The organism is Pseudomonas sp. F007 (genome assembly GCF_057814275.1).
In genome coordinates this window covers 1-280 of the sequence record NZ_JBVATA010000053.1, presented here as the reverse complement: position 1 = coordinate 280, position 280 = coordinate 1, and the positions used below count along the sequence as shown (strand labels likewise).

The window sequence follows — 280 nt, the reverse complement described above, 5'->3', positions numbered from 1 at the left end:
GCAGCTCAACCACGATGCCTGGCAGAGCCATAACGTGCCGGACCAACCGCTGCCGGACACCGCCCAGGCAGTGGCCGAAATCGCCAGCGCCGCCGCTGGCCTGGACCTGGTCGGTTTATATGCCGCCGGCCCGATCAGCCGCGGATTCGCCAGTTCATCGGGTGCGTTTGGCTGGCATCAGGCCAACAGCTTCAACTTCGACTTCTGCATGTTCCACGCCAACGGCCAGGCGGTGAAAGCCAGCTACGCCGGCCACGATTGGAACAGCGAAGCCTTCGCC

1 pseudogene is annotated in these 280 nt (G+C 64.6%); it reads left to right on the top strand.

Annotation, left to right across the window (positions count from 1 at the left end):
• A pseudogene (locus tag ACZYR5_RS29695) lies at positions 1-280 on the top strand (TldD/PmbA family protein); the annotation flags it as partial.